Here is a 6,748-nt window from a genome sequence, read left to right as displayed (position 1 = left end):
CTGCTCCAACTGATCAGATGGCTCCCGAATGGGGGCATCATGCTGTGTGGTCGTACGATCCGGCGGACTTCAACGACAGCCTTGTACTTGGCATGAAGGGTACGTTTGCTCAGGCAGAGCTGCACATCATTCGCGCGCGCCTCCACGGAGGCAAACTCAACAAGGCGCAGAAAGGTGAATTGCACTTCCCTCTGCCGGTCGGTCTGGTATTCGACGGCGATAGGATCACCCTCGACCCCGATCAGGAAGTGCAAGGCGCGGTTCGAACAGTCTTCGAACTATTTGAACAAGAGAGCAGCGCCTACGGGGTAGTTAAACGGTTCAATGAACTCGGCCTTGTCTTTCCACGCCGAGCCTATGGCGGCGTCTGGGACGGCAAGCTGATCTGGGGACGACTTACGCATTCACGCGTGCTCGGTGTCCTTGCCAATCCATCTTACGCCGGCACTTACGTGTTTGGCCGATATCAATCTTGTAAGCAGGTTGGCCCTACCGGTGAGATCCAAACTCAGTTGCGCCGCATGCCACAAGATGAGTGGCGTGTTGTCATTCCCGATCACCATGCTGGTTATATTACCTGGGATCGATTCCTTACCAACCGCGAACACTTGGCGGCGAACAGGACCAATGGCGAAGTTATCGCCGGACCCGCTCGAGAGGGACTTTGTTTGCTGCAAGGTTTATTGCTTTGTGGCGCTTGCGGACGGCGTCTAAATGTGCGCTACGCCGGCAACGGCGGTCTTTACCCGATCTATAAATGCAATTGGAGGCGTCGGGAGGCACTGGCGCCGCAGCACTGCATGTCTCTGCCATCAAAACCGCTTGATCACGCCATTGCAGAGCGCCTGCTGACCGCCGTCACGCCACTGACGGCTAAACTGGCGTTGCAAGCGCTGACAAGCTTGGAGGAGCGCGATAGGTCAATTGCTGCGCAATGGCAACGAAGGATAGACCGGGCCCGTTATGATTGTGACTTGGCAGAACGGCGCTATGAAGAAGCAGACCCCAGCAATCGGTTGGTTGCCAGTACGCTCGAGAAGCGCTGGAACGATGCAATGGAGCGGCTTCTCGAGCTCGAGACTGAATTGGCCAATTTTGAGCGCCAGAACCTGCGTAGCATCACAACCGAACAGAGGCAGCAAATACTGCAGCTTGGCAGGGACTTCCCCCGACTGTGGAAGGCTTCAAGCACTTCAGCTCGTGACCGCAAGCGCATGCTCCGCCTGTTGATACGCGACATTACCGCAGCTAAGGGTCCAGAACCCAAACTGCTGCGATTGCAAATTCGCTGGCAAGGTGGGGCTACTGAGACAATTGAGGTCCGGCAGCGGCCGAACTGCCCCGAAGCAGTTCGTTATCCCGATGAGTTCGTCGCCAAAATCCGCGCGCTGGCGGAACTACATGACGATCATGAGATCGTCGCGCAACTCAAAAGCAATGGCCAGACAAGCTCGACCGGCAGGCCGTTCACCGTCAGCGTGTTTCGATGGATCCGCTACAAGCATCGTATCACTGGCCCATCTCTTCCCGCCGGAACGTTGAACGTCAGCCAGGTTTGTGAGAGATTTGGCGTCAGCCTGTGGGTCGTCCATTACTGGATCGAACGTAGTATAGTCTCGGCGCTGCAACGCAAGCCGAATGCGCCATATGCAATCACCATCGACGATTACGTCAACCGGCGTCTCCGAAAATGGGTTGCGACTTCAAGCCATCTTCACCCACCATCCCCAACGCAAACTGTATGAGGTGTATTATGCCCGGCGCGTCGGTATACCCAATGGTCTTAACTTGCCGTTGGCCTTCGCGATATGGATTCGCTTGACCGGCGTTGGGCGGTAAGTGCCGTCCAACAGGGCCCCTCGCAACCGATCCAGATGACGCTCCAGATCGACAGCAAGTCGTCGCTTATCCATTCCGTCAAGACCCGGCGTATTGGCGCCTTTCGACGCCAGGACGATCCGGGCCGCCTCAGCAAGCCAATTCCTGTCGGTGATGAGCCGGAGCAGTCGATCAAACCGGCGGGTCTGATCGGCCGCGGCCCAAGTCGCGAGCTTGTGCTGCATTTCACTGATTATCAAAGGTCTTCACCTCGTTGGGTCAGATCACGTGCACTCCAAGCTACTCAAACTGCTCCCCTTCGCCATGCGGCCGGCTTTCCCGGCCTCGGACTACTACGGGAGCTCTGCCAGCATGACGGACATCAGGGTCAACTCCCTTGTCATTCCGCTCATGCCTTCCCTCGTTCATATGTCGGACTACCAGCGTATCGGCGAGGTTGCCGGTCGCAGTCTTTTCCCTTGCTTGCTGCAAGTCGATGCCATTGCCTCGATCTGGCTGTGTTCTCCTCTCGGCCCCCCCAAAACGCCTTACATCTACGCTCGCGTTCGGGTGTCTCCGGTTACATGTCCATCGACACCATCGGCATTCCGCCTATTAAACCGTGTAGGCGGAGGCGAGATTTCCGCCCACAGACGCGGATGAACCGGTTCGTGTTCCTCAACCTTCCGATACTCAGCCTCGGGAACCATTTCGGCGTAACGGCTTTTGCCTCAATTCCCTTTACCTGCGGGCTACGTCACCCTGCCAGTTGACAGCAGGTCACCGCCGCTTGGGCTCATGCTTCCTCACAGCAGGAAGCAGGCTCGTCACATTCCCTCCTTTCTCAATGCATTCCAGACATACGCTTCCCCGATCTCTCGGGGCGAGGCGCACTGTAGGTGATATCGGCGAGCCAGATCCGGTTTGGCGCTTTGACGGTGAAGTTGCGTTCGATCCGGTTCGGCGCGATCGGCAGACTGTGGCGGCTGTCGGTAGTGCGAACCCGATGCGGCGACGCCATGATGGCCCGGATGCCATGCCGCTGCATCAGCCATTCGATCCGGCCGCGGCTGGCGCCTCGTCCCTGCGCCCGCAGCGCGGCGTGAACCGGTGGGCTGCCGTAGCGCTGATCGCTGTCCCGATGGACCTTGCGGATATCTGCTAAGATCGTGGCATTGGCGGTTGCCCGTGCGCTCACCGGGCGCTTGCGCCAGGCGTAATAGCCGGCCGGTGAGACCTGAGCACGGCACACATCAGCCGCACCGGATAGGCGTCGCGATGGTCCTCAGTGAAACGAAAGCTCATTTCCGGGGGCCGGCAATGATCGAGGTTTATTTGTAAGGCCGCCATGCAAAGGATAATAGCGAATGCGCTCGCCAAGCTTACGAGAGCTTCGAACGTCTTCTACCGAAGGCCGGACTGCGATGCGATCGAGAGCTTTCCGTTAACGAACATCGCTAAGATCTGCCCGTCATTCCAAGCAAAGCACGTGAAACTTGATCCCTTGGACGATCTCACGTGAAGTGATACTGCAGCTGCGTCGCGTTGGCTCAATAGTCTCGCGCCCGTCTTATCGTCAGAGTGGCCTGAACGTGTGGTTTCATATCGCACCTCCTGCCGATTGGCCGCAGAGAGCTGGGCGGATGGACCCGACGGCGGCCGAGGGGCGCTGAGTCGATCCCTACATCACTGGCGCATTGGTGATGATGCCTGAATAAGCAAGCAACGTGCCGAAACAAAAACGTTAGTTTCTGCAGGCGCTTCGCATGAATCTGTTCGAGCGGCTTGAATCTTACTTAGCGTCAGGGTGTATAGAGTCTCACCAAGGTAACGAATCGGGGCTTATGGTGTCCGACAGGAAATCTGGCGAGACCCGCGTTCCCCAAACGAAACTAAGTGTCCCGCCGATGCCATTTTTTATTATGCTGTCCATCTTCTTCGCCATGTTCGGCACAGTTTACGCCGTGAGCGCATGGCTCTCCCATGGGAAGCGCGAGCGCGCCGCGCCTTGCGTTCGCCCTACCCCAACGCTCAGGCGGCGAGCATTCTAACCTAACAGAAGAGCGCCTCACCGGTGGACCGCACGCTTAGCGCGTCTCTGCGCGCGCTGCCGGCGCGCAATTGCGGTACTGGATAATGCCATTCAGTTCAATCCGCGCGTTCGTGCTGAGCTCGGCGCTGGAGTGTCATTCGGATGGAATCCTGCGTGATGCTGCTCAGAATCGCTGAATCTCGGCGCTACTTGGTCGCCTGCGTCGCACGTTTGCGCCGCTCTTCGATTATAAAGCGGCCGTCCAAGTTAGGAGATTGCAATTGAAGGTCGGCGTTCCCAAGGAAATCAAGACGCACGAATACCGCGTGGGCCTGCCCCCTGGAGCGGTCCGCGAATATGTGGCCGCAGGCCACAGCGTACTGCTCGAGACCAATGCCGGTGCTGGTATAGGCGCGACAGACGACAATTATCGCGAGGCTGGCGCAACCATTCTGGATTCTGCTCGCGACGTGTTCGCGTCGAGCGAGATGATCATAAAGGTCAAGGAGCCACAGCCGTCCGAATGGACCCAGCTGCGAGAGAATCAGATCCTTTTCACTTATCTTCATCTGGCGCCGGACCCCGAGCAGGCTAAGGGCCTCATTAGGTCTGGCTGTACAGCAATTGCCTATGAAACTGTGACCGACGCGCATGGCGGGCTTCCGCTCCTTGCGCCGATGAGCGAGGTCGCGGGCAGGCTTGCGATCGAAGCGGCCGGTGCGGCCCTGAAGCGGTATGGGGGCGGGCGCGGGCTGTTGATCGGCGGCGTGCCGGGTGTCCAGCCGGCTCGTATTGTCGTAATCGGGGGCGGCGTTGTCGGTACGCATGCGGGGCGGATGGCGGTAGGCTTGGGTGCCGAGGTCACAATCCTCAACCGTTCGCTTCCCCGGCTTCGCGAACTGGATGAACTGTTCGAAGGGCGTGTTCGTACCAGGTTCTCGACGATCGACGTCGTTGAGGAAGAGGTATTTGCTGCCGACGTTGTCATTGGCGCGGTGCTCGTTCCCGGCGCGAGCGCGCCGAAGCTTGTCAGCCGCCGCACGTTGAGCTCGATGCGCAAAGGCTCCGTCATCGTGGATGTAGCTATTGATCAGGGTGGATGCTTCGAGACATCGCGTCCGACGACGCACGCTGATCCAACTTACGAGGTAGACGGCGTCATTCACTACTGTGTGGCCAATATGCCGGGAGCTGTCCCGCTGACCTCAAGCCAAGCACTGAATAACGCCACTCTGCCTTTTGGTTTGGCTCTCGCTAACAAGGGATTTGCAGCCGTCCTCGAAAATCCGCATCTGCGCGCAGGTCTCAACGTCTATCGGGGTCGGCTGACTTATAAGGCGGTCGCCGAGAGTCTCGGCTTGCCATTCTCACCGATCGAACACGCTGCGGCCTGATCCCAAAGACCCTCCAGGGCCGTTCCTCCCTTACTTGGGCCACTCCGTTGGAGTGGCCCATTTTTTGTGTGCCGAGTATGAACGACAGCTTGGGGGTGGAAGTCCTCTACCCAGCCTGATGGTGGCGAAGGGTTAGCGAAGCGCAAGGGCGTCATCGTGAGGTGGGGTCTGAAGAAAGCGTGGAGCAAATCCGCGACCCGATGGACAAGAACCGGATAACGAGGCCTACCCGACCGGACGAGCGAGCAAATGATCGCGAAGTCCACAGCCATCGAGGGTCGGGGTGGTAAATTCGGCGGGTATGCGGAGAAGGCGGTCGGTCTTACCTCGGGAGGTCTGTGCTGTGTCTCGGCAACGAGACTGAGGGCGCCGCAAGGCGGCCTGACCGCAGCGCAGAAGTCAGCAGAGGGCATATTAGGCGGCAGCGCGCCGCCGAAGGCCCGAACGGTGGAAATGGTTAGTAGAGCAGTCGATCTCGCGCGAGCCATGCGGCAGAAGAATCAGGTTGAGCTGAACTCGGTCACCGGAGCGCAGGGTGAAGCCCAAAGCGCCGCCGTCCGAGAGACCGAAGCAAGCGCGGCGACGGCTAGTCTCGAACGCCCGGCGGTCGCAGGACCGTCGATGGAAGCAGTAATCGAGCGTGAGATTCTGAAGAAAGCGCTGGCCAAGTGAAGCGCAACAAGGGTACGGCAGGCGTCGACGGGATGACCGTCGGTGAGCTGCCGGCCTACCTGAAAGAGCACTGGCCTACGATCCGGGCCCGGTTGCTTGAGGGGCCTACAAACCGCAGCCGGTACGGCGGGTGGAGATACTGAAGGCGTCGGGCGGCATGCGGCTGCTCGGCATCCCGACTGTCGCCGACCGGCCGCTCCAGCGCAGCACGGCCGAAGTATTGTCTGCCATCTATGAGCAGGACTTTCTGCCCTGCTCATTCGGTGGCCGGCCAAAGCTCAGCGCTCATCATGCCCTGGCGACCCTCAATGAGGTCATCGCCGGCGGCAAGATTAGCTGGGTGCTGGAGGCGGATCTGAAGAACTTCTTCGGGAGTCTCAATCATGATTGGGTTCTCCGATTTGTCGCGCATCGAGTCGGCGATCCACGCCTGATCAGTTTGATCCGGCGCTGGCTGAAAGCGGGTATCTTGGAAGATGGAAAGGTCCATCCGAACGAGGAAGGAACACCGCAAGGGGGATCGATCAGCGTACTTTTGAGCAACCTTTACCTACATCATGTGCTCGACCTCTGGTTCGAACGCGTGGTGAAGTGCCGGTTGCGGGGCGAAGCCCGGCTGGTGCGCTATATCGATGACTTTGTGATCTGCTTCCAAAATCGATCGGACGCCATTCGTGTTCAGGACGCCTTACGCCTTCGGTTGGGAAAGTTCGGCCTCACTCTTGAGCCGACCAAGACCAAATGGTCGAGTTTGGACGGTTCGCGCAGCGACACGCAGGCAACCGCGGCAGAAACCGCCCGGAAACCATCTACTTCCTGGGGCTGACGCTGT

5 protein-coding genes and 1 pseudogene are annotated in these 6,748 nt (G+C 58.9%); 4 read left to right on the top strand and 2 right to left on the bottom strand.

All coding sequences use genetic code 11. The features are described from left to right. On the top strand, window positions 1-1,745 hold a 1,745-nt coding region (locus tag KJQ96_RS37750; protein ID WP_213291080.1), incomplete at its 5' end, for a recombinase family protein. A gap of 12 nt (window positions 1,746-1,757) precedes the next feature. Here KJQ96_RS37750 and KJQ96_RS37745 read toward each other — a convergent pair. Then, window positions 1,758-2,078, bottom strand: a pseudogene (locus KJQ96_RS37745) (group II intron reverse transcriptase/maturase); the annotation flags it as partial. Between the two features lie 584 nt (window positions 2,079-2,662). Then, window positions 2,663-3,070 carry an IS3 family transposase gene (locus KJQ96_RS37740; protein ID WP_213291079.1) on the bottom strand — a complete coding sequence of 136 codons (408 nt, stop codon included), beginning with the start codon at window positions 3,068-3,070 and terminating at the stop codon, window positions 2,663-2,665. Window positions 3,071-4,131: 1,061 nt separating this feature from the next. Here KJQ96_RS37740 and ald point away from each other — a divergent pair. The 3 genes from ald (at window position 4,132) to KJQ96_RS37725 (ending at window position 6,742) form a co-directional block, all read left to right on the top strand. After that, window positions 4,132-5,244, top strand: a complete 1,113-nt coding sequence (gene ald / locus KJQ96_RS37735; protein ID WP_213291078.1) for an alanine dehydrogenase — start codon at window positions 4,132-4,134, stop codon at window positions 5,242-5,244. 249 nt (window positions 5,245-5,493) lie between these two features. Continuing rightward, window positions 5,494-5,916, top strand: coding sequence for a hypothetical protein (locus KJQ96_RS37730; protein ID WP_213291077.1), 423 nt, complete (start codon window positions 5,494-5,496; stop codon window positions 5,914-5,916). A gap of 157 nt (window positions 5,917-6,073) precedes the next feature. After that, window positions 6,074-6,742, top strand: coding sequence for a reverse transcriptase domain-containing protein (locus tag KJQ96_RS37725; RefSeq protein ID WP_249735038.1), 669 nt, complete (start codon window positions 6,074-6,076; stop codon window positions 6,740-6,742). Window positions 6,743-6,748 lie beyond the last annotated feature (6 nt).

This window comes from Bradyrhizobium sp. sGM-13 (assembly GCF_018398875.1).
In the GTDB taxonomy this organism is placed as follows: Bacteria; Pseudomonadota; Alphaproteobacteria; order Rhizobiales; family Xanthobacteraceae; genus Bradyrhizobium.
This window is presented reverse-complemented; position numbering and strand designations above follow the sequence as displayed.